The organism is Cupriavidus sp. USMAA2-4 (assembly GCF_001854305.1).
Classification (GTDB): Bacteria; Pseudomonadota; Gammaproteobacteria; order Burkholderiales; family Burkholderiaceae; genus Cupriavidus; species Cupriavidus malaysiensis.
In genome coordinates this window covers 634,220-652,770 of record NZ_CP017748.1, presented here as the reverse complement: position 1 = coordinate 652,770, position 18,551 = coordinate 634,220, and the positions used below count along the sequence as shown (strand labels likewise).

The window sequence follows — 18,551 nt, the reverse complement described above, 5'->3', positions numbered from 1 at the left end:
CCCTGAACAACCACGCAACCACGCTTGTGGCAGTGTCCAGGTCTTGCCGCGATTCATGAAGAATTCACAGAGCCTTCTATAAAGCGCTGATTCGGATGGAAAATCAATCAGCTGACCCGGCCAGTTTCAGATGCATTCTTCGCCGCACGCAAGAGTCATGGTGCTCATGAATCACATCACTTTGGCGGATCGGTACGGCTGATAGATATTGCTCAGGGGTCGGCGGATGGATGCCCTGCGGCGGCCTATTCCTTGCCGCCGCCCTTGAGCAGGCGCGCCTTCTCGCGCTGCCAGTCGCGGTTCTTCTCGGTCTCGCGCTTGTCGAACAGCTTCTTGCCCTTGGCGAGGCCGATCTCGCACTTGACCCGGCCGCGTGTGTAGTGCAGGTTCAGCGGCACCAGCGTGTAGCCGCGCTGCTCGACCTTGCCGATCAGCTTCTTGATCTCGTCCGCTTTCAGCAGCAGCTTGCGCGTGCGCACCGGGTCGGGATTGACGTGGGTGGAGGCGCTCTGCAGCGGGCTGATGTGGGCGCCGATCAGGAACATCTCCGCATCGCGCACGACCACATAGCCTTCCTTGATCTGCACGCGTCCCGCGCGGATCGCCTTGACCTCCCAGCCTTCGAGCACGATGCCGGCTTCGTATCGTTCCTCGATGAAGTAGTCAAAGAAGGCTTTCTTGTTGTCTGCGATGGTCATGCGGTTCCGGTCTGAACGGCGGGTGGGCGGCACGGCCGGCGGCGGGATGGCCTGCGCCGGCCCGACGGGATGCCTGGAAGGCGCGCGTCGGCTAAAATCGCAATTCTAACAAACCGGCCCGGCACCGGTTCACGTCCGGCACTGACGCTGCCGGCGTCCGACATGCGCCGGCAGCCCCTGTCTTTCCCCATTCATGGCAGACGTCCATAAATCCGTGCTGCTCGGTTATTCGGCCGCGCAAATGTACGACCTGGTCACGCGCGTCGAAGACTATCCCAAGTTCCTGCCCTGGTGCGGCGGCGTGGAGGTGTTCGAGCAGACCGAGACCCTGCTCGACGCCAAGATTCACATCCATTTCAACGGCATCAAGCAGTATTTCCACACGCGCAATGTGCAGCAGCGCCCGACCCAGATCGACATGACCTTCGCCGACGGTCCCTTCAAGGTGTTCAAGGGTTCATGGCGCTTCACGCCGCTGCGCGAGGATGCCTGCAAGATCGATTTCCACCTGCACTACGAATTCTCCAGCTTCCTGCTGGAGAAGCTGATCGGGCCGGTCTTCAGCATGATTGCCAATACCTTCGTCGATGCCTTCGTCAAGCGTGCCGAGGTGGTCTATGAGGGACAATGACGCCGCCGCGCAGGTGCGAGCCCTGGTCTGCTACGCCCGGCCGGGCGAGGTCTTCCTGCGCGAGGTCGAATTATCGGCCGGCTCCACCATTGCCCAGGCGATCGCCGCGGCGGGCCTGTTGCAGGCCTGCCCGCAGATCGATCCTGCCAGTGCGCGGGTCGGCATCTTCGGCAAGCTGAAAACGATGGAAACCGTGGTGCGCGAAGGCGACCGCGTGGAGGTCTATCGCGGGCTGGTCGCCGATCCGAAGTCGGCGCGCCAGCGGCGGGTGCAGAAGACCCGCGCGGCGGGCTCGCGGGAAGGACACAAGTGGCGGGGCGGCGGCCAGTAGCCGGTAGCCCGCTACGCGCCCGGCTGGCGCCAGCCGGACGCGCTCAGATGCAGTTGCGCTCGATGTTGGCGTTGGTGCGTTCCAATTCGGCCTGGCGCTGGTTGCCGTCGAGGCGATTGAGCGAGCCGTCCGGCGCCACGGTGGCGATCCGGATGCCTTGTTGGAGCCCGTTGGCATAGTTGCGCAGCTGGGAGCAGCGGGTCTCGCGCTCCGCTTCCTGGGCTTCCTTCCGGGCCAGTTCGGTTTCCTGCTTCAAGTGTGCTGCGCGGCGCTTCTGGAAGGCCTCTTCCTCGCCTGCCAGTGCCGCTCCCGGCTTGGCCGGCAGTGGGGCCGGCGCGCTGACATCGAGCGCCTGCAGGCTGCCGGCGAAGCGTCCGGGCGCCTTGAGGATGCTGCCGTCCGGCACACCGGGCGGCGGCGGCACATCGCTGTAGACCATGCGGCCGTTGCCGTCGCGCCACTGCCACTGGGGGAACGCGGTGGCCGGCAGCAGCAGGCAGGTGGCGAGCAGGCATAGCGCAGGCGTTCGTTTCATGGCGGGGCAGGGCGTCGGGTTTGGCTGGCGCGGCGGGCTTGGCGGGCCGGCGCGGCGCACGCGCCACACCGGCCGTGGGCGCTAGTTTAGGCAGACTTGTCGTCCGCGTGCAACCGCACCGACCAGGCCACGCCGATGATCAGCAACAGGATGGCGGCCAGCTCCAGCGGGCGTGGCCAGCGGTGGTCGAAGACGAAGCCGTAGGCCAGCGCGAACAGGGTCTCGAAGACGATCATCTGGCCCGACAGCGTCAGCGGCAGGCGCCGGCTCGAGATGTTCCACAGGTTGTTGCCGATCAGCGAGGCGCCCAGCGCGACGGCGGCATTGACCATCCAGAACCAGTGCCAGTCACGTCCGCTGCCGGATCCGCCCGGCGCGCTGCCGGCGAACAGCCAGCCGGCCAGCGCCAGCACCACCGAGGCCGCGCCGGTCGACATGCCATACAGCGCGGACCACTCATTGCCGCTGTACTGGGGATTGCGCTGCAGGTAGCGCGCGTTGTCCACCGCATACAGGGTCCAGCAGACCAGGGCGCCGGCCGCGCACAGCACGCCGGCGACCTTCTCCCACACCGGCCGCACGGCAGCGCCGGCCGCCGCCGCGTGCGCGCTGGCGCCGCCGCCGAACAGATCGATATTGATGCAGGCGATACCGGCCGCGACCACCAGCAGCGGCCAGATCAGCCGCGCCATCGGCACTGCGCCGTGATCGCGTCGTCCCATCACCGTGACCGAGATCGGCAGGATGCCGATGATCAGCGAAGTGGGGCCGACGCCGGCCAGTTGCACGCCGAAGGCCAGCAGCACGTAGTAGAGCAGGTTGCCGGTGAAGGCCTGGCGCAGCAGTGCGACGCAGTCGGCGCGTGTCAGCTTGCGCGCGATGCGGCGCAGCAGCGGCAGGGAGGCGATGGCCGCCACCAGGCCGTAGGCCAGGTAGCGCCCGATCGCCAGTTCCCAGGGGGAAAAGGCGGGCAGCAGCTTGGGGGCGATGAACACCATGCCCCAGAACGCACCGGCCAGCAGACCGCACAGTACCCCGATTCCCATGGCAACGACGCCGCGGCGTCCGTGCTGCGGCTAAAAGGAATCGAGGATAGCAGACGGCGTGCGCCGACACATCTGCGCCGGCGAGGTTCCTGTATAATTCGGTTTTGCGCCTAGAGGAATTGCTATGCGTCTTGTCCAGAAAGCACTCACCTTCGATGATGTGCTGCTCGTCCCGGCCTATTCGGCCGTCCTTCCCCGGGATGTCTCCCTCCGCACCCGCCTGACCCGCTCGATCGACCTGAACATTCCGCTCGTGTCCGCCGCCATGGACACCGTGACGGAAGCGCGCCTGGCGATCGCGATGGCACAGGCCGGCGGCATCGGCATCGTCCACAAGAACCTGAAGCCGGCCGACCAGGCCCGCGAAGTGGCACGCGTCAAGCGCTACGAATCGGGTGTGCTGCGTGATCCGATCACCATTTCGCCGGATATGAAGATCCGCGATGTGATCGCCCTGTCGCATCAGCACGGCATTTCCGGCTTCCCGGTGCTGGAAGGCAAGACGGTGGTCGGCATCATCACCAACCGTGACCTGCGCTTCGAGGAAGAACTGGACGCGCCGGTGCGCGCCAAGATGACGCCGCGCGAGAAGCTGGTCACGGTGGCGGAAGGCGCCAGCCTGGAAGAGGCCAAGCGCCTGATGAACCGCCACCGCCTGGAGCGCGTGCTGGTGGTCAACACTGCTTTCGAGCTGCGTGGCCTGATCACGGTGAAGGATATCCAGAAGGCGGTCGAGCACCCGCTGGCCAGCAAGGACGATCACGGCCAACTGCGCGTAGGCGCTGCGGTCGGCGTGGGTCCGGACAATGACGAGCGGGTCGAGCTGCTGGTCAAGGCCGGCGTCGACGTGATCGTGGTCGACACCGCCCACGGCCACAGCCAGGGCGTGCTGGACCGCGTGCGCTGGGTCAAGCAGAACTTCCCGCAGGTGCAGGTCATCGGCGGCAACATCGCTACCGGCGAGGCGGCGCGCGCGCTGGTCGAGCACGGCGCCGACGGCGTCAAGGTCGGCATCGGCCCCGGCTCGATCTGCACCACGCGGATCGTGGCCGGCGTGGGCGTGCCGCAGATCACCGCGGTGTCCAATGTGGCCGAGGCGCTCAAGGGCACGGGCGTGCCGCTGGTCGCCGATGGTGGCGTCCGTTACTCGGGCGATATCGCCAAGGCGCTGGCCGCCGGCGCGCATGCCGTGATGATGGGCGGCATGTTCTCGGGCACCGAAGAGGCGCCGGGCGAGGTGTTCCTGTTCCAGGGCCGCTCGTTCAAGAGCTACCGTGGCATGGGTTCGGTGGGCGCGATGAAGGATGGCGCGGCCGACCGCTACTTCCAGGAAGACAACACCGCCAACGTCGACAAGCTGGTGCCGGAAGGCATCGAAGGCCGCGTGCCCTACAAGGGTTCGGTGATGGCCATCATCCACCAGCTGTGCGGCGGCGTGCGCGCCTCGATGGGCTACTGCGGCAGCCAGTCCATCGCCGACTGGCACGAGACCTCGCAGTTCGTGCAGATCACCGCGGCCGGCATGCGCGAGTCGCACGTGCACGACGTGCAGATCACCAAGGAAGCACCGAACTACCACATCGACTGAGCGCCCGGCGGCGCGCCGGCCGGCAACCGCGAGAAGCGGGCCCGGCCGGTGCGCGCAGGCGCACGGCGCGGGCATCCGCGGCCGTCCGGCATCGCCGTCCGTGGCCGCGGCGCGAATCCGCCCGCCCGGGAAAACCTAGCGGAGGACTTCGGATGAAGGTATTGCTGCGAGGCGTGCTGTTTCTCGACGCGGTGCTCAACCTGCTGCTCGGCCTGTTGCTGCTGCTGTCGCCGTCGGCGACGCTGTACAGCGCGCTGCAACTGCCGCAGCCCCAGCCCGCGTTCTACGGACAGCTGCTGGGCGTGGCCCTGGTCGGCCTGGCCTGGCTGCTGTGGCAGGCCACGCTCAACGGGCAGCTGACGGTGGCGGTGGCGCGCACGGTCGGCCAGGTCAACCTGGCGGGCGCGCTGATCGTCGCGGTCTGGACACTCTTCCTCGACGTACCCCTGCAACCCGCCGGCAAGATCTGGCTGCTCGCCCTCGCGGTGGTGCTTGCCTTCTTCGCGGTGGTGCAGATTCCCGCAGCGAAGAAAGTCAGGCTGCGCGAGCGCGAACAGCGCGATCAACGCGAGCAGGACCAGGAACGGCCGTCCGCCAAGGACGCCAGAAGGAACAACGGCGCGCCCGCCGCGCGCCAGACGCAATCAAACGAACCCCGGCGCGAGCCGGTCATCACGCCGCCGCCTGGCTACGGGCCGGGTACGGAGGTGATGACGGAGAGCGCTCCAGAAGAAACGCCACCGGCACATCATGCACGACAAAATCCTCATCCTTGATTTCGGCTCGCAGGTTACGCAGCTGATCGCCCGCCGCGTCCGCGAGGCGCACGTCTACTGCGAGATTCATCCGAACGATGTGTCGGACGAGTTCGTGCGCCAGTACAACCCCAAGGGCGTGATCCTGTCGGGCAGCCACGCCAGCACCTACGAAGACCACCAGCTGCGCGCGCCGCAGGCGGTGTGGGATCTGGGCGTGCCGGTGCTGGGCATCTGCTACGGCATGCAGACCATGGCCGTGCAGCTGGGCGGCAAGGTGGAGTGGAGCGACCAGCGCGAGTTCGGCTACGCCGAGGTGCGCGCGCACGGCCACACCGCGCTGCTCAAGGACATCCAGGACTTCGCCACGCCCGAGGGCCATGGCATGCTCAAGGTCTGGATGAGCCACGGCGACAAGGTCACCGCGCTGCCGGAAGGCTTCAAGCTGATGGCCTCCACACCGAGCTGCCCGATCGCCGGCATGGCCGACGAGGCGCGCGGCTACTACGGCGTGCAGTTCCATCCCGAGGTCACCCATACCGCGAAGGGCCGCGAGCTGATCGAGCGATTCGTGCTGGGCATTGCCGGCGCGCGCGCCGACTGGATCATGCGCGACCACATCGCCGAGGCCGTGGCCAGGATCCGCGAGCAGGTCGGCGACGAGGAAGTGATCCTCGGCCTGTCCGGCGGCGTGGACTCCTCCGTGGCCGCCGCGCTGATCCATCGCGCCATCGGCGACCAGCTCACCTGCGTGTTCGTCGACCATGGCCTGCTGCGCCTGGACGAAGGCAAGATGGTGATGGACATGTTCGCCGGCCGCCTGCACGCCAAGGTGGTCCACGTCGACGCCTCCGAACAGTTCCTCGGCCACCTGGCCGGCGTCACCGACCCCGAGCAGAAGCGCAAGATCATCGGTCGCGAATTCGTCGAAGTGTTCCAGGCCGAAGCCAAGAAGCTGAACAAGGCCAAGTGGCTGGCGCAGGGCACCATCTACCCGGACGTGGTGGAGTCGGGCGGCACCAAGACCAAGAAGGCCACCACCATCAAGAGCCACCACAACGTCGGCGGCCTGCCTGAGACGCTGGGCCTGAAGCTGCTGGAACCGCTGCGCGACCTGTTCAAGGACGAAGTGCGCGAGCTCGGCGTGGCGCTGGGACTGCCGCCCGAAATGGTCTACCGCCACCCCTTCCCGGGCCCGGGTCTGGGCGTGCGCATCCTCGGCGAAGTCAAGCGCGACTACGCCGACCTGCTGCGCCGCGCCGATGCGATCTTCATCGAGGAACTGCGCAAGACCCTGGCCACCGAGCAGGACGCCGCCGCCGGCCTGTGCGGCGCCGAGCAGGTCGGCAAGAGCTGGTACGACCTGACCAGCCAGGCCTTCGCCGTGTTCCTGCCGGTCAAGTCGGTCGGCGTGATGGGCGACGGCCGCACCTACGACTACGTGGTGGCGCTGCGCGCGGTGCAGACCACGGACTTCATGACCGCGCACTGGGCACACCTGCCGTACGCGCTGCTGGGCCGCACCTCGAACCGTATCATCAACGAGGTACGCGGGCTGAACCGCGTCGTGTACGACGTCTCGGGCAAGCCGCCGGCGACGATCGAGTGGGAATGATTTGAGGTCCTTCGGGGACTATCGCCAGTTATCGAAAAGCTGCCGTAACGTGTTGATTTGTAAAGAAATACGTCGCGGCAGTTATCGGTAGCTATCGCCGGCCAGCAAGAACGGTTGACGGTAGAGCTGACGGTAAGAATTGAGGCGAGATTAAGACACTCACGTTCACTATTGAGGCTTTTACCGTCTTTGACGGTAAAAGCCTTCTCGGGAAAGCTTGTTTCATGCGGCTTTCCGGGCATCAGCGGGTCTCCTGGTCCCTGACGGTAAAAGCCGTCAAAAAAAACAGGAGAAAACCTCGATGCTGACCGACACAGCGCTGCGCAATCTCAAGCCTAAGTCATTGACTTATAAGGTTTCTGACCGGGACGGGATGTGCGTGACGGTATCGCCCGCCAATACCGTCACCTTCCGCTACGACTAGCGTCTCAATCGCCGGAAGAGCTCGATATGGCAGGTCATTTCAGTTCCGCGACCGTAGGTCAGACTCTCGCGCAGAAAGGTCGGCAGCTTCTTCGTTTTTCGTGTAAAGCCCTCCAGGGCATCTTGGGCCGTGCAGCCGTCCATGCGTGCTGGCCGGCGGCGCCTTCAAGCCTGAAAGAGGTGTCTCTGCCCCACAGCAGAAGGCACGACTTTCTCCTCCCCGAATGCCTCGACGAGCCTGTGAGTCGCACGCCAGCCAGTGCAATGACCAGGCACAAAGCGTTTCAGATTGAACTGCCCTAGATCACTGATGGTCTGCGGAATCAACGTCTCGCTGGCTGAACCACTGAGATGGAAACCTCCCATGACTCCCCATAGCGGTATTGGCGCTAGCTCTTCCTGAGCGCGATGCAGCACGTTGACGACCCCGGCGTGGGAACAGGCGGTAAAGACTATCGCCCCAAGGCCTGCCACGTTTACTGCCATCCATCGCTCATCTTTTATTAATGGATCCGGTAGCCAAGCGCCGTCGTTCGTCTGCGCAAAATGTCCAGGCAGCCCGTTCTCGTATGATGTTCGCCGCGGAATCTCGCCACTCAGATGGAAATGCCCATCAAGCAGGGTGCGTGCGTCATCGCTTGAGACAATCTCGGCTCCGGCCGCGGAAAGCTGCTCTTTGGATGGCACCTCATCGAACGGGAGGAGCTCTCCATCGGCTCCCGGCTTATGCACGGCTCGCGGTACGAACATGCCGTCATTCACGTGTACGGGGATCTTGCGGTCACCATTTGCATCGGTGATCAACTGGATCGCTGTCAACATCCCCCCGACATGGTCCCAGTGGCCATGAGAGAAGACCGCTGCGTCAATATCTCCGAAACGCAGACCAAGCCTCTCGCCGTTTCGTTTGATCGCATAGCCTTCCGGGCCGCTATCAAACAGGACCGTATGCGTTTTGCCGTTGAGCGTAGTCTTGATCACCAGGGAAAGACCCCATTGCGCACAACACAGGCACCGTCCGGTCAATTGGGACGCACCGGCTCTCACAATGTTGGAAACCTCGCCAGTTACACGTTCTGGAAGCGAGGAAAGAAGATCACTGACATTGTCGAGAAGAACAAGAACTTCACAGCTGTCCACTTCTTTGAGTAACACGATACTATCCTTCTTAGATTCCAGCCGGTCGAATTTTTTAGCGTTAAAGACGGAATGTTGCTTAAAACAATCAGCAAAATCGCGCTGACGAATGCATCCATGGCGCATGCCTGCGATACGTTCCGCGATATGTCCGGCCGCTAGATAGGCGAGGCTCTAGTGCCAATAGGTGTCACGAAGATCGCGACTCGGCTCCAAATGCCGGAGGTCACCGGCAATCGCGAGTCGACGTCGCGAACGCCATAGCCTTCCATCAGGATCGTCTCCCGCTCCTTGGTCACGGCCAGCGCGAGGCCCGGCAATTGCCATTCAGCCATCGGCGCTTCGACAAAGTCATCGAACTCTTCCAGCATGTGAGGCGCTCATCTCTTAGTCCGGGGCAGACGCTGAATGTAGCAAATCGCGCGGGAGTTGTGTGTCGGCGTACTGAGGAAGAGCAGGGGCACGCCGGCGGACGCTCGGATCGAGACGGCAGACGAGAAGACGTGCTAGGATCTCTTCACTCGCGTGACTGGCGCATATAGATAGAACACTATCGGGGAGCGTGAGTTTGCTGCCGCCGCGCGCCTGGGCATTACCTACTATCCATGGAGATGGGTTATGCCTGATTTCACACAATTGCTCATGTTCGCTCTTGTGGCGTTGGGAATGGTTTTGACGCCGGGGCCGAACATGGTCTATCTGATTTCCCGCTCAATTTGCCAAGGTAGACGTGCAGGCCTCATTTCGTTGGGGGGTGTTGCGCTGGGCTTTGTATTCTACATGCTCTGTGCGGCATTCGGAATTACGGCCTTTGTATTTGCAGTGCCTTACGCATACGATGCGCTTCGCTTTGGTGGTGCTTTATATCTTTTGTATCTTGCCTGGCAAGCGGTCAGGCCAGGCGGACGATCCGCATTTGCCGTGCGTGACCTGCCGGTCGATACCCCAATGAAGCTCTTTGGCATGGGGTTTATCACTAACCTGGCGAATCCAAAAATCGCCATCATGTATCTGTCGCTGCTGCCCCAGTTCATTACGCCAGGACATGGCAGTGTTCTTGCGCAATCGCTGGCGCTTGGCAGCGTTCAGATTTCGATCAGCCTTGCCGTCAACGCACTGATCGTCGTGACAGCCGGATCGATATCGATCTTCCTGTCGGGACGCCCGTCGTGGCTATTGGTGCAGCGCTGGCTGATGGGAAGCGTTCTGACAGGTCTGGCGGTACGGATGGCATGCGAGTCCAGGAAATAGCGACGCCTCGCATGGGCTGTATGTCGCCCCTGCGTTAAAGAAGGTCTGCGCAACGCGGATCGATGCTGACCTTCCACGCCCCCCAACAGTTGAGGGATCGCCCTGGATAACGCGTTCCGCACACAATCTACCGATGCCCCAGGCAAGCTACAAGACGGAAACCTATTGGAAACAGTACCAATCCTTTTTTCCCGCACATGCGCGAGTCACCACGGCCAGCGGCCCGAATGAAGAGTGGCTCCCCTGGAAAGGAGCATCGATCCATGTTGATCGATTTCCCTGCGCAGCGTCGCCGCTGACCGTGATCGTCGTGCATGGAGGAGGGGGATACGGCCGGTTGTTCGCGCCGATTGGCAAGCTATTGCACAGCGCAGGCTACGAGGTCGTCGCTCCGGATCTACCGGGGTATGGGTTGAGTCAGGCGCCTCCTTCACTGGTCTCTTATGAGGCGTGGTCCGACTTGCTATGCGATCTGGCAACCATCGAGTACCGGCACACCGGGCGACGCGTGGTCTTGTGCGGCGGAAGCCTTGGTGGCTATCTGGCTTACCTGTGCGCGGCACGGATGGGAGACGGCCCCATTGCTGGCGTGATCGCCACAACCCTTGCGGATCCGCGGACGCCGCTGGTGAAACAGCAGTTTGCGCGCAACGCGCTGGTGCGCCACGTCATGATGCCCCTGTTGCCCTGCTGCGCGCCTCTGATCGGCAGACTGAGGCTGCCCGTGAAGTGGTTTACCAAGATGGACGCGATGTCGAACGATCCATCGCTGAACCGGCTCGTTGCCGAGGATCCCTACGGCGGCGGCGTACGTGTGCCGGTCAATTTCATGCAGTCGATTTTCGCCGTGCGGCCGGAAGTCGAGCCCGAGGACTTCGACCACTGTCCTCTCCTGCTGGCACATCCCGCAAACGATCGCTGGACGGGCTTCGAATCGAGCCGGCAGTTCTTCGACCGCATCAAGGGCGAGAAGAGATTGGTGATGCTGGAAAACTGCGGCCACTTTCCAGTGGAGGCGCCAGGTATCGCGCAACTGGAACAGGCTTCGATCCGATTCCTGCGGGAGATCGCCAGCAACGGACCGCGCGCGTGACCGCGTGAGTTGGTCGCAGGAGTATTGGCGATGCCCAGCCCCGCGCCCGCCAGCAGGCAGAGATGATCGCGTAGGCTGTCAGGCAGGCCAAGTTGCCTTTCTGGGGGGCGGGCTCCGTCCATGCCAAGGCGCCGGATAATTGGGAGAGCGGACCCGATATTCCCATGATCTCGGCACGCCTCACGCGCCGGTAGTCAGAATTGATATCGCAAGCCGGCGACGAACTGTCTGCCGAGACCGGGAATGATTGCAAGGTTGCCCCATGAGGCAGGATAGTAGGTCTTGTCGAACAGGTTGTGGATGTCGAGATAGACCTTGGTACGGCGGTCAATCTGCCAGTACGAGACCAGCTTTACGGTTGCGTATGCCGGCAGCGAGTAGGTGTCCGTCGCGTTGCCGGAGCGCGAACCAGCATAGACAACGCCCGCACCAACGCCATAGCGGCCACCGATCCATGGCATGGCGTCTTCGCGGATTGCCAGCAAGCTCGCGCTCACCTTGGGGATGTTGGTAAGGCGTGTCCCAGCTGCGATGGCGTTGTCTTCGGTGACCTTTGCATCAATCAGCGAGAAACTTGTGCTGATGCGCCAGTTCTGGTCCACTTGACCAAAGGCATCGATTTCAACGCCGCGGCTCGTGGCTTCGCCGGCTGCAATGTTGAAGTTCGGGTTGGTCGGGCTGCGGGTGAGCACGTTGCGCTTCTGAATGTCGTACACAGACAGCGTTGCACCGAGCCTGGCATCGCTGGACTGCCATTTCACACCAGCCTCCACTGCACGGCCGTGCTGGGGACTGAAGGCGTTGCCGGATTCGTCCACACCGGTGTTCGGCCGGAACGATTTCCCGAACGACAGGTATGTCGAAATCTCGGCGGTCGGCAGCCAGGTGAGTCCTACGCGTGGCGACACGGCCGTTTGATTCTGACTGCTTGTCTTCGCAGTGATGAGGTTGTCGACTGACTGCTGATAGCTATCAAACCGTACTCCGCCCAGCAGCTTCCACTTCTCCCCAAGCGAGATCTCGTCTTGCATGTATGCACCGAAGTTTCGCTGGTTCTCTCGCGTGGATGTACTCAGAGTTACCGGCGGCTTCGCTTGCCCGTAGACAGGGTTGTAGATATCGATTGCATACCGATTCATCGGGGGATTCGAGTACGCGATGTCCATGCCCATGTACAGCCGTGACACATCGAGACCAACCATCATGCGATGGCCGATTCCGCCGGTGTTGAAGTTCCCTTCCACTTCGGCTTGGACAGACGTATCGCGCGACGGCAACGAGCGCCAGCTATTGCGCCGCGTCAGCGTGCGGCCGTCTGCCAGCAGGCTTCCGAACTCGGCTGCGTTGCCTTCGAAACCGGATTCCTTGTAGCTCACGCCGAACCGCGTGCGCCAACCAGGGGCGAGGTCCCGCTCGAGTGTCAGTTGGTGCGTGTTGCTTGAGAGATGGAGGTTAGGGTCGTTCGGCTCTTGCAAGTATCGGTCACGTGGCAGCACGAGTTTGCCGTTCACGTTGATAACGCCGCGGTCCAACGGTGTTTGCACACGCATGAACTCTCCCTCGTACTGGAGCAGCGTGTCATTGTCTATGGCCCAGGCCAGCGCAGGGGCGATCAGGTACTTGTGGTTGTCGATGAGCGAACTGCGGCTGGCACCGTCTTCTGCCATCATGTTCAGACGGTAGGCAAACTTGTCGTTGACTGGCCCGGTCGTGTCTACGGTTGCGCGCGCGAAGCCAAGCGTGCCGCCACTGACCTCAGCCGCCGTCGACCGCGTGAACTTCGGCTTCTTGGTGACGATGTTGATCGTTCCTCCGGGCTCACTACTGCCGTACAGCGCCGCTGCCGGACCTTTCAGAAATTCGAAGCGCTCTACAGTGGCCGTATCCCGCATGGGACTATAACCGCGGGATCCTGGAAAACCATTTACCAGGTAGCCCATATCGGTGCTGCTGAAGCCCCGAATGGCATAGTTGTCCCACGTCCCGCCGAAATCGTTTTGCCTGGCGATACCGCTCACATAGTCCACAGTGTCAGACAGGCGCGTTGCGCCAAGGTCTTCGATGAGCGCTGACGTGACCACGCGAACGGATTGCGGCACCTCGCGCAAGGGTGTTTCAGTGCGCGTGGCACCTCCGGCTTCTGTCGGGACGTACTTCGATGCAGCGCTCGCGGCGACCCTTACCTCGGGCAATTCGGAGTCTGGAAGGGCGTCAGCATCGGCGTATGCGAAGTCCGATATGGGAAGAAGAAGCAAGCTGACGTGACAGAAATGGCGTGCAATCAAGCTGCGCGGGTACGGCGGAGTCAAAGACATGTTCAAACTGAGTGTGAGGCTCTACGCACTAATATACCTCAACAAATGCAAATACGTCTCATTTGAATTAATGCCGAGAGGTCTTTGCTTTCGGGCTGATGGATCATGCCCAAGGTCCATGCGCAGAAAGCGCAGCAGTTCCGGTGCGCGTTCCTTGCACGCTTTCGGCTGGGGACACGACATGAGGCTGGAGGCTGCGATCGAACGCGCCATGGAAGGGGCGGCGGCCCGCGAACTTGCGGGCCATGGCCTGCTATGCCCACGCAGAGAAAGCCTTCGCGGACGGCGGCTCCCGCAACGTGATGGCTATGCGTTGCGCTGGTTATACCTGGAGGCCAGCTGTGAGCGACGGCGCCATGCGTCGCGACAGCGCTGAGCGGCGGCCCAACAGAAACGCGCGGAGCAGCATCGGATAGTCCGCGCGTACCGCCTCGACGACCGATGGCCGCATCGCCAAGGCGCGGCGCCAGTTCCGCGCCTTCGGCAAGCCCTCCAGGAAACCGAAGTCGCCGATCGCATCGAATACGTCGAAATACCGGAACACAGGTCCGAAGACCGCATCGACGATGCTGAAGGGCTCGCCTGCGAAGTACGGCCCGTCGCTGAGCGCGGCCTCGATCTGCGCGAAGCGGGCTTGGATTTCGCCCGCGCGCGCGATCAACACGGGTTCGTCAGTGGCGTTGTAGAACGCCCCGATCGAATTCAGCAGCGCCGAGCCGAACTCCATCCACGATCGATGTTGCGCCCGCTGCAGAGCGTTCGTCGGGTGCAGGCGGGGCAGTGCCGTCTCGTCGAGGTACTCGCAGATGACGGCAGACTCGAAGATCGCCTCGTCGCCCACCAGCAGCACCGGTGTCTTGCCCAATGGCGAGATGTTCCTGAACCAGTCCGGCTTGTCCGCCAGGTTGATGTCCCGGCGCTCGAACGCCACGCCCTTTTCCGCCAGCACGATGGCCGCGCGCTGGACGTAGGGACACAAGGTGTGCGACACCAGCACCAGGTCCGGCGCCGCGTGCCGCGCATCGGCGAGGCTTGCGCGCGGTTCCGGGAGGCCGATCTGCGTGGCGGAAGGTACCGATGCGTCCATGGTGTGGTTCGAGGCGGGTGGCAGATGGGACGACTGTAGTCGTGCACTAGCGAAATCAGAATAGGCCGGATGGCAAGCTCCGATTGCAAAAGCGCAATGCGAGATGTGCCCCCGGAAACTTGGAGTGTCGCTCGCGTCAGGCCCGCTTGCCGACCATGCAGAGGTACTGTCGCCGGTTTCGGCCACCTTCGGCTTCGGCTCGTTGACCAGCACGCTATGCGTGGCGCAAGCGCTGTTCCCCTCCGTGCGCATGTGGTGCCCCGTGGAGAAGATTTCCTTCTCATGGCCGCCTTCCTTGAACAGCCACGAGATCTGCCATCCGCTGCGCGGTGGATCTTCTTCAGGAGACGATTTCCGCTTATATTCGACGCTCGTTTGTCAGCCACTGCGCCGTCCGAGAAGGGAGTCTCGCATGTCCAAGACGAAATACGCCGCCTACAAGCCCGCCGCCCCATACTTCGATCTCGTCCGAGGGGCGCTGGGGGATCTTGTCGATGGCGAGCACTTCTTCGATGTCGTCACCGACGGCACCGTCTACGAGGTGCGCTATGACTTCCCCGGTTGGCCTCGCGTCATTCGGGGGCGGACCGACCTGATGGCAGCGTTCAGGGGCTATGTCGACAACATCGCCCTGCAATCCGCGGACCGGCTGCTTGTCCACCGGACGGAAGGGGCGCGCGTCGTCGTCATCGAATACGAGGTCCACGGGACCATCCTGGCGACCGGCGTGACATACGACAACCGGTTCTGCTCCATCATCGAGATCGAGAACCGGAAGATCGCGCACTGGAGAGACTACATGGACTCCCTGGCGGCGTGGAACGCATTGACCGCGCAGGCTCGCTCCGCGGCGGCTCCGACAGCGGCGTCCTAGTCCTGGCAAGGGGCGAGAGGCGAACCAGATGCGCATCGCGCGCGAAGAGGTCTTCGGGCCCGTGCTGACCATCATTCCCTATGGGGATGAATTCGGGGCTCGGGCGCGAAATGGGAAAGTGGGGGATAGATAGATGCCTGCCTGGAACCGAAGATCTTGCTGATGGCAGCGGAACCACCCCTCCACTGACGCGCCGGCGTCATGCGGCGGACGGCTGACCCGGGGGGGCGCACGGATGGGCGCTACCCCCGGGCCAGCGCGATCTGCACGAACACCACGATCCGAGCCGGCCCGAACCTGGCGCGAACCGGGCAAGGTGCTCCTTGCGATCCATCCTGGCCAAGGGTTTTCCCTTGGGGCCGCGAGCGCTTGCCTGCCGTGTCGCCGCACCGCAGCAGAAGAAACCAACCTTTTGTCGGGGTGGTCGTGGCGGGTCCGCCTGCTCAAATTCTCCTGGCGCGCGAGCCGCGCGCGAACAGGAGACAAAGCTATGAACGAGCTGCAGGGCCGAAGAGCCCTAGTGACGGGTGCCGCGCAAGGTCTGGGTTTGGCCATTGCCCGCCTGTTCGTCGAGCGTGGCGCGCAGGTCATGCTTGCCGACATCGACGAAGCCGGAGCCGCCCGGGCCGCGGACGAACTCGGCGCCCATGCCCGCGCGGTGCGCTGCGACGTGACCTGCGCGGCTGACTTCAGCGCCGCCGTCGAGGCCACCACGCAGGCTTTCGGCGGCATGGATACGCTGGTCAACAACGCCGGCATCGAGATCGTCAAGCCGCTGCTCGACCACACCGAGGAAGAGTTCCACCGGATGATGAGTATCAACGTGCTGGGCGTGTTTCTCGGCATGAGGCACTCGCTCGGTGCGCTGGTGGCGTCGGGGCGCGGCTCGGTGGTCAATATCTCTTCACTGGCCGGCATCAATGGCGTGCCCCTGTTCGGCCTCTATGCGGCGTCGAAGGCGGCCGTGCTGCAACTCACCCGTACCGCCGCCGCCGAACTCAAGCAGGCTGGCGTGCGCGTCAATGCCGTGTGCCCGGGTTTCGTCAACACCGCCATGGTCGATCGCCTGATCCCCAAGGTCGAGGCTGCCGTGGGGGTTCCGTTCGACGCCCTGGTGGCGGCCAAGCAAGGCCGCCTGGGCACCGCACAGGAGGTTGCCGAGATGACGGCCTTCCTCGCCTCCGACGCCGCCAGCTGGACGACTGGCTCCCACTACATTCTGGACGGCGGCTTGTCCGCTGGATTGCTATGAACAGGAAGCTGCTGCAGGACAAGGTCGCCATCGTCACCGGTGCCGGGCGCGGGCTGGGCGAGGCCGTGGCACGGGCCTATGCGGCGGAGGGCGCCAGGGTGGTGGTTTCCGACATCGATGCGCAGGCGGCGCGCCAGGTGGCCGATTCGCTGGCGGGTGCCGTCGCGGTGCCCTGCGACGTGCGCGTGCCCGCACAGGTGGAGGCGCTGGTGGCGGAAGCCGTGCGGCTGCACGGCCGCCTCGACATCATGGTCCCCAATGCCGGCATTGCCCGGGTCGCGCCGCTGGTCGCCACCAGCTACGCCGACTGGCGCGAGGTCACCTCGGTCAACCTGGACGGCGTGTTCCTGTGCATCCGGTATGCGGCGCCGGCCATCATCGCCGCGGGCGGTGGAAGCATCATCAATATGGCGTCGGTGACGGCCAAGGCGGCCTGCGCGCTGATCGGCAGCTATGCGGCGGCCAAGGCGGGCGTGGTGTCTCTCACGCAGACGGCGGCGGTGGAACTGCGCGCCCACAACGTGCGCGTCAATGCGATCCTGCCCGGCTTCATCGACACCGAGCTGGTGACCTCGCATATCGCCGAATTCGAGGCGCAGCTCAAGCTGCCCGACTTCGGCGCGGTGGTGAGGCAGCGGCAGGGCCGCTACGGCAGGGTGGAGGAGGTGGCCGCTCTGGCGCTCTTCCTTGCCTCGGATCGCTCGAGCTTTTCCAATGGCAGCGGCTTCGTGCTGGACGGCGGCGTCAGCTCGTCGCTGCTCTGAACCATCGCTATCCAGGAGACATTCAATATGAGCAAGAAGCCTGTCGTCGTCTATGGCGCCTCCGGCTACACCGGGCGCCTGGTATGCGAATACCTGCGGGAGTACCAGATACCCTTCATCGCCGCGGGGCGCAGCGCCGAGAAGATCGAGGCGGCCATGAAGTCCCATGTGCCCGGCATCGAGACCGCCAGCTATGAGGTGGCGGAGGTGGCCCATACCGTGCCCGCGCTGACCGAGCTCTTCCGCGGCGCTGCGGTCGTGCTCAACACCGTGGGGCCGTTCGCCAGGTTCGGCACCGAGGTGGTCGAGGCCTGCCTCGCGGCCGGCTGCCACTACACCGACACCACCGGCGAGCAGGACTGGCTGATCACGCTCGACGAGCGCTTCGGCGCCAGGTTCGAGGCCGCCGGCCTGCTGCTCTCGCCCGGCCTGGCGCAGATGTACACCACCGGTGAGATCGCCGCGCAGTTGTGCCTGGAGACGCCGGGACTGGACACGCTCGACATCGCGGTGTTCTGGGGCGGCAGCCCGACCATCGCCTCCACCCAGACCATCCTGGTCAATGCGGCCACCTCCAAGGCCTTCTACCTGGAACAGAACCGGTACGTGGAATGGCAGCCGGATGCGGGCCTGTACCACCTGTCGATCCCCGGTCAGCACGAGGCGGCGCTTGCCCTGCCCTGGGGAGGGACCTCGCATCCGGTGTGGTTCAAGCGCGATCCGCGCGTGGCGAACGTCAAGGTGCTGGGCGGCGTCTTCAACAAGGCCCTGATGCAGGGCGTGCCGCAGATCGTGGCGGCGGCCATCCAGGCCACGGAAGGCATGGCCGACGACGAGCGCCATGCGGCGCTGGTCAAGACCGCCTCCAGCGTGATGAACACCATGCCGCCGCGCGAGAATCCCCGTATCAACAAGTCGGTCGACTCGGTGCATGCTTCCGGTCCGCTGGGGCGTGTGCACTGCGTGATCTTCGGCAACTGCAACTACAAGCAGACCGGCTTGTTGCAGGCCCATGCGGCGGCTTCGCTGCTGCAGCAGGCGCCGCGCCGCGCGGGGCTTGCCTCCGGCTGCCAGGCATTCGGGCACCGCGAGTTGCTTGGTACGCTGCGCAGCTTCGGGCTGGTGCAGGAGCCCGTCATCACGCGCATGGGCTGAG

18 protein-coding genes, 3 pseudogenes and 1 riboswitch are annotated in these 18,551 nt (G+C 63.8%); of the genes and pseudogenes, 13 read left to right on the top strand and 8 right to left on the bottom strand.

What is annotated here, in order from left to right; translation table 11 throughout:
* Positions 1-245 precede the first annotated feature (245 nt).
* Positions 246-731, bottom strand: coding sequence for an SsrA-binding protein SmpB (smpB, locus tag BKK79_RS02840; protein ID WP_257786938.1), 486 nt, complete (start codon positions 729-731; stop codon positions 246-248).
* 160 nt (positions 732-891) lie between these two features.
* Here smpB and BKK79_RS02835 point away from each other — a divergent pair, with 160 nt between their 5' ends.
* Together BKK79_RS02835 and BKK79_RS02830 are read left to right on the top strand one after the other, a co-directional pair.
* Entirely contained in the window at positions 892-1,329 is a 438-nt protein-coding gene (locus BKK79_RS02835) for a type II toxin-antitoxin system RatA family toxin (protein ID WP_071012477.1), read from the top strand.
* Positions 1,316-1,660 (top strand): RnfH family protein, encoded by a 345-nt coding sequence (locus tag BKK79_RS02830; protein WP_071012479.1) that lies wholly within the window; start codon positions 1,316-1,318, stop codon positions 1,658-1,660. The genes BKK79_RS02835 and BKK79_RS02830 overlap by 14 nt, the downstream gene beginning before the upstream one ends.
* Positions 1,661-1,703: 43 nt before the next feature.
* Here the strand turns inward: BKK79_RS02830 and BKK79_RS02825 are convergent, their stop codons facing one another.
* Both BKK79_RS02825 and BKK79_RS02820 read right to left on the bottom strand, forming a co-directional pair.
* A complete protein-coding gene (locus BKK79_RS02825; protein ID WP_071037046.1) occupies positions 1,704-2,195 on the bottom strand; it encodes a DUF4124 domain-containing protein in 492 nt (163 codons plus the stop codon).
* Between the two features lie 86 nt (positions 2,196-2,281).
* Positions 2,282-3,241: a DMT family transporter gene (locus tag BKK79_RS02820; protein WP_071012483.1), complete on the bottom strand. Its 960-nt coding sequence runs from the start codon at positions 3,239-3,241 to the stop codon at positions 2,282-2,284.
* Between the two features lie 124 nt (positions 3,242-3,365).
* Here BKK79_RS02820 and guaB point away from each other — a divergent pair, with 124 nt between their 5' ends.
* The 4 genes and pseudogenes from guaB to BKK79_RS40175 all read left to right on the top strand — a co-directional run.
* Entirely contained in the window at positions 3,366-4,829 is a 1,464-nt protein-coding gene (guaB, locus tag BKK79_RS02815; protein ID WP_071012485.1) for an IMP dehydrogenase, read from the top strand.
* Between the two features lie 152 nt (positions 4,830-4,981).
* Positions 4,982-5,605, top strand: coding sequence for a hypothetical protein (locus BKK79_RS02810; RefSeq protein ID WP_071012486.1), 624 nt, complete (start codon positions 4,982-4,984; stop codon positions 5,603-5,605).
* The gene (gene guaA, locus BKK79_RS02805; RefSeq protein ID WP_071037045.1) at positions 5,580-7,199 is read left to right on the top strand and encodes a glutamine-hydrolyzing GMP synthase; all 1,620 of its coding nucleotides are present in this window, start codon (positions 5,580-5,582) and stop codon (positions 7,197-7,199) included. The genes BKK79_RS02810 and guaA overlap by 26 nt, the downstream gene beginning before the upstream one ends.
* 301 nt (positions 7,200-7,500) lie before the next feature.
* Positions 7,501-7,620, top strand: a pseudogene (locus BKK79_RS40175) (Arm DNA-binding domain-containing protein); the annotation flags it as partial.
* A gap of 8 nt (positions 7,621-7,628) precedes the next feature.
* On the opposite strand, the pseudogene BKK79_RS42270 reads toward BKK79_RS40175, so the two are convergent.
* The 3 genes and pseudogenes from BKK79_RS42270 to BKK79_RS02795 form a co-directional block, all read right to left on the bottom strand.
* Positions 7,629-7,769: pseudogene (locus BKK79_RS42270) on the bottom strand (IS30 family transposase); the annotation flags it as partial.
* 18 nt (positions 7,770-7,787) lie between these two features.
* The gene (locus BKK79_RS38775; protein WP_197523903.1) at positions 7,788-8,777 is read right to left on the bottom strand and encodes an MBL fold metallo-hydrolase; all 990 of its coding nucleotides are present in this window, start codon (positions 8,775-8,777) and stop codon (positions 7,788-7,790) included.
* Between the two features lie 140 nt (positions 8,778-8,917).
* Positions 8,918-9,130: a serine hydrolase gene (locus BKK79_RS02795; protein WP_071037043.1), complete on the bottom strand. Its 213-nt coding sequence runs from the start codon at positions 9,128-9,130 to the stop codon at positions 8,918-8,920.
* 144 nt (positions 9,131-9,274) lie between these two features.
* Positions 9,275-9,357: riboswitch (ZMP/ZTP riboswitch) on the top strand.
* A gap of 20 nt (positions 9,358-9,377) precedes the next feature.
* Here BKK79_RS02795 and BKK79_RS02790 point away from each other — a divergent pair.
* On the top strand, positions 9,378-10,010 hold the full coding sequence (locus tag BKK79_RS02790) for a LysE family translocator (protein WP_071012491.1): 633 nt from the start codon (positions 9,378-9,380) through the stop codon (positions 10,008-10,010).
* A gap of 133 nt (positions 10,011-10,143) precedes the next feature.
* The gene (locus BKK79_RS02785; RefSeq protein WP_071012492.1) at positions 10,144-11,103 is read left to right on the top strand and encodes an alpha/beta hydrolase; all 960 of its coding nucleotides are present in this window, start codon (positions 10,144-10,146) and stop codon (positions 11,101-11,103) included.
* Between the two features lie 194 nt (positions 11,104-11,297).
* Here BKK79_RS02785 and BKK79_RS02780 read toward each other — a convergent pair whose 3' ends face one another.
* On the bottom strand, positions 11,298-13,418 hold the full coding sequence (locus BKK79_RS02780) for a TonB-dependent siderophore receptor (RefSeq protein ID WP_071037042.1): 2,121 nt from the start codon (positions 13,416-13,418) through the stop codon (positions 11,298-11,300).
* Between the two features lie 322 nt (positions 13,419-13,740).
* Positions 13,741-14,505, bottom strand: a complete 765-nt coding sequence (locus BKK79_RS02775) for a glutathione S-transferase family protein (RefSeq protein WP_084084460.1) — start codon at positions 14,503-14,505, stop codon at positions 13,741-13,743.
* A 412-nt stretch (positions 14,506-14,917) separates the two neighbouring features.
* On the opposite strand from BKK79_RS02775, the gene BKK79_RS02770 reads away from it, so the two are divergent.
* From BKK79_RS02770 to BKK79_RS02755, 5 genes and pseudogenes are all read left to right on the top strand, one after another.
* Positions 14,918-15,379, top strand: coding sequence for a nuclear transport factor 2 family protein (locus BKK79_RS02770; protein WP_071012495.1), 462 nt, complete (start codon positions 14,918-14,920; stop codon positions 15,377-15,379).
* A gap of 19 nt (positions 15,380-15,398) precedes the next feature.
* Positions 15,399-15,485 (top strand): annotated as a pseudogene (locus tag BKK79_RS42265) (aldehyde dehydrogenase family protein); the annotation flags it as partial.
* Positions 15,486-15,869: 384 nt separating this feature from the next.
* Positions 15,870-16,631 (top strand): SDR family NAD(P)-dependent oxidoreductase, encoded by a 762-nt coding sequence (locus BKK79_RS02765; RefSeq protein WP_071037041.1) that lies wholly within the window; start codon positions 15,870-15,872, stop codon positions 16,629-16,631.
* A complete protein-coding gene (locus tag BKK79_RS02760) occupies positions 16,628-17,395 on the top strand; it encodes an SDR family NAD(P)-dependent oxidoreductase (RefSeq protein ID WP_071037040.1) in 768 nt (255 codons plus the stop codon). Before BKK79_RS02765 ends, BKK79_RS02760 begins: the two co-directional genes overlap by 4 nt.
* A 27-nt stretch (positions 17,396-17,422) precedes the next feature.
* A complete protein-coding gene (locus BKK79_RS02755; RefSeq protein WP_071012501.1) occupies positions 17,423-18,550 on the top strand; it encodes a DUF5938 domain-containing protein in 1,128 nt (375 codons plus the stop codon).
* The last annotated feature ends 1 nt before the right edge of the window (position 18,551 follow it).